This is a genomic window from Nitrospirota bacterium, assembly GCA_020846775.1.
Lineage (GTDB): Bacteria > Nitrospirota > 9FT-COMBO-42-15 > HDB-SIOI813 > HDB-SIOI813 > RBG-16-43-11.
Genome location: JADLDG010000056.1, coordinates 1 through 3,101 on the forward strand (window position 1 = coordinate 1; position 3,101 = coordinate 3,101).

Below are 3,101 nucleotides of genomic sequence, written 5' to 3' on the forward strand. Positions count from 1 at the left end.
AAAGATGTTTTCTACCGCAGGAATTCACTACACATTTGGTATACGTGGATTTTACTTCACTATTCCATTGATAGGCTGGTTTCTGGGCTCATGGCTTTTTATTCTGCTCACGGTAATGGTCTTATTACTGTGCCTAAAACTCGATTATGGTAAATAATACAGTAGCCTTGTTATCCGCGGTGCATGCAGATTATCTCAGACTGGCTACTTTTAGCCTTTCTTTTGCATAACCCTTATCTTTATTATTGAAATAAGTTAAGAGTCCCTCCCTTGCAACAAATGGGGCCTTAATCTGCCAGGTGGGACGATTAATGACAAGTGCTGCTATAGCAATCTCTGGATCGTCAAGAGGCGCCATTCCGATAAACCAGCTGTAATCACCCTGGGGGTCATTACCTAACAGTGAACCTGTTTTTCCTCCAACTTCCATATCTTTAAGATACGCATCTCCACGGGGTGTGTGAAATGCATGTCTTGCGGTACCACTTGTTACTGTTTTTTGCATCATAAGTCTGAGCTTTTCAGCTGTTATCCGGGAAAAGCCGGCAGGACCTTCTTTCTTGCCAACGTTGTATGCCTCTCTTCCATCAATAAATATCTTTTCGACTACTCTGGGTTCAACCATACGGCCATCATTTGCTATCGCAGCCGCCATCATGGCTCCATGAAGAGGGGAGAGAGTGACATTGCCAAAACCGGCCGCGGTCCTTGCAATACTCGCCTCACTGTTTTCAAGATGTATGCTGCTTTGCTGCACAGGTAATTCAAAGTTTATTGAGTTATTAAACCCGAATTTTTCTGCCGATCTCAGAAGATCGTCGGCTTTAAGCCACCTTAATGCTACTTTAGCAAGTGCAACATTGCACGATTTCCCCATCGCATCTGCAAGGGTTATCTTGTTTTTGTCTTTTTTTGGATTGTCAGTCCAGTTGCCGCGTGACAGGGAATAAAATCCTCCCCTGAAGTTTATCACTGTTTCAGGTTCTACTTTTCCCTTTTCAAGGGCTGCAGCGGCTGTTACAAGCTTAAATACGGATGCAGCAGGATATGTCGCCCTCAATGCGAGCTGCTGATCGGAACCATTCTTTTCTGAATAACCTACCATCGCAAGGATTTTGCCTGTTTTTGGAGATATGGCTACGAATGCCCCGTATGGAACTTTATACCTTTCAAACAGGGATGTGATCTTTTCCTGCAGGACAGGGTCTACAGTATAGACTACCTGGACTTTTTCACCAAACTTACTCACAAACCTGTCTTCAACTACCTCAGTAAATAACGGATCAATACCTCCCTCTATGCGAACGAAGTCTTCCGTGAATTTCAGGTTTAAATTGTCTTCCTGAATAGAGTAATTGAACTTTCCTGGTAAATTTGTACCTCCAAGGAAAGCTGAGCTTGTCACAAGGAATGTTATACCGAGGACAAAAGAGATTATAAGAATTGACTTTTTTGTGATGTTTTTCTGCCTCTTTATGTTACCCTGATAATTTCTCCATCCATTTTTCACCAGATCCTCCCTTCAGACTTACGGTTTGTTATCAGTTGATATTAAAAGTAAGCAGCCTGTCTCAGTGAGGCTACAAGAAATCTTTTTAAGAAAAATATAATTAATATTGCGATCATTGGTGAAAGATCCATTCCCATCTTCCACACAGGTATGAGCCGTCTCAGTGGATTTAATACCGGCTCTGTAATCTTATAAAGCATCTGGACAATCGGATTATAGGGATCCGGACTTACCCATGACAGGATTGCCCTGGCAATTATAACATACATATAAATTGTTAGGACTATATTTATCACTTCGGCGACAGCAGCTATAAAATTAGTAAACAAAAACATGTCTATTCCCTCTTTCCCAACTCATCAGCCCTTTTTGTGGCCTGTTGGACTGCACTGATAAAGGCGCCACGTATACCGGACAACTCGAGTGAGTGCAATCCTTCAATTGTTGTCCCTCCCGGTGAGGTAATCATGTCTTTAAGCTTGCCTGGATGTTCCCCGCACTCAAGTACCATCCTGGCTGCACCAAGGACAGTCTGGGCAGCAAGCAGGGTAGAGGCCTGACGAGGGAGTCCGACCTTCACGCCGCCGTCAGACAGTGCATCTATAACGGCGAAAATATAGGCCGGTCCACTCCCGCTGAGTCCTGTAACCGCGTTAAGATACTCTTCACCGAGGAGGATAGCCTTTCCCACTGAGTCAAATATCTTTTTAACATCCTCTATCTCTTCGTACTGAACACCAGGTCCCGAGGAAATAGCCGTTGCTCCCTCAAGTACAAGTACAGAGATGTTTGGCATTACTCTTACTACTGGAAGCTCCTTTTGCAGCCATAGCCTTATATTATTGATAGATATTCCAGCCGCAACAGATATAATAAGTTTTGACTCATCTAATACATGTGCTATTTCACTTAAAAGGGGCTTTATTATAGAAGGTTTAACCGTTAACATGATATAACGTGAAGAGGAGGCGGCCTGAGCATTATTGCTTGTCGTCTTTACATTGTAGCGTTCGTGTATGTAAGAGAGCCTGTCTTCTGCAACGTCAGAGACAATGATTTCCGTCTTAGAGTACACTCCGGACGAAAGGATACCCTTTAGTATGGCCTCGCCCATATTTCCAGCTCCCAGTATGCAAATCTTATACTTTGTCATTTACCTTCCTTTCCCGGGTGCCGAATAACGCCGTTCCTATCCTGACCATCGTTGCCCCTTCTTCTATCGCAACCTCAAAATCATTACTCATACCCATTGACAGCTCCCCGCAGTTAACTGATCCGGTATGCCTCACATTATCCCGTATTTCTCTAAGCATTCTAAAGTATGGCCTGGCTTCTTCAGGGTTATCACTGTATGGAGGCACGGTCATGAACCCTCTTAGTGATACGTGTCGCAACTTTGAGAATGCCTTCGTTATTGTAATTACATTATCAGGCATAACGCCAAATTTTCTCCGTTCACCTGAGACATTTACCTCTAAGAGGACATCTTGAATTATGCCCATTTTTTCTGCCCTGCGATTTATCTCCTCCGACAGTTCAATGCTGTCTACGGAGTGGATCAGTGTAAATGCTCCAACGACATATTTTACCT

Annotated in this window: 5 protein-coding genes; 1 reads left to right on the forward strand and 4 read right to left on the reverse strand. The window is 43.5% G+C overall.

Translation table 11 applies throughout. The features are described 5' to 3' along the window. Window positions 1–157, forward strand: a 157-nt coding sequence (locus IT392_08410) for a DUF599 family protein (protein MCC6544507.1), incomplete at its 5' end; no start/stop codon positions are given. A 33-nt stretch (window positions 158–190) separates the two neighbouring features. Here IT392_08410 and IT392_08415 read toward each other — a convergent pair. The 4 genes from IT392_08415 to IT392_08430 all read right to left on the reverse strand — a co-directional run. After that, entirely contained in the window at window positions 191–1,510 is a 1,320-nt protein-coding gene (locus IT392_08415) for a penicillin-binding protein (GenBank protein ID MCC6544508.1), read from the reverse strand. A gap of 41 nt (window positions 1,511–1,551) precedes the next feature. Further along, a complete protein-coding gene (locus IT392_08420) occupies window positions 1,552–1,845 on the reverse strand; it encodes a YggT family protein (GenBank protein ID MCC6544509.1) in 294 nt (97 codons plus the stop codon). A gap of 2 nt (window positions 1,846–1,847) precedes the next feature. Further along, complete coding sequence (gene proC, locus IT392_08425; GenBank protein MCC6544510.1) at window positions 1,848–2,663, reverse strand: pyrroline-5-carboxylate reductase; 816 nt, start codon at window positions 2,661–2,663, stop codon at window positions 1,848–1,850. Next, on the reverse strand, window positions 2,650–3,101 hold a 452-nt coding region (locus IT392_08430), incomplete at its 5' end, for a YggS family pyridoxal phosphate-dependent enzyme (GenBank protein MCC6544511.1). The genes IT392_08430 and proC, both read right to left, overlap by 14 nt.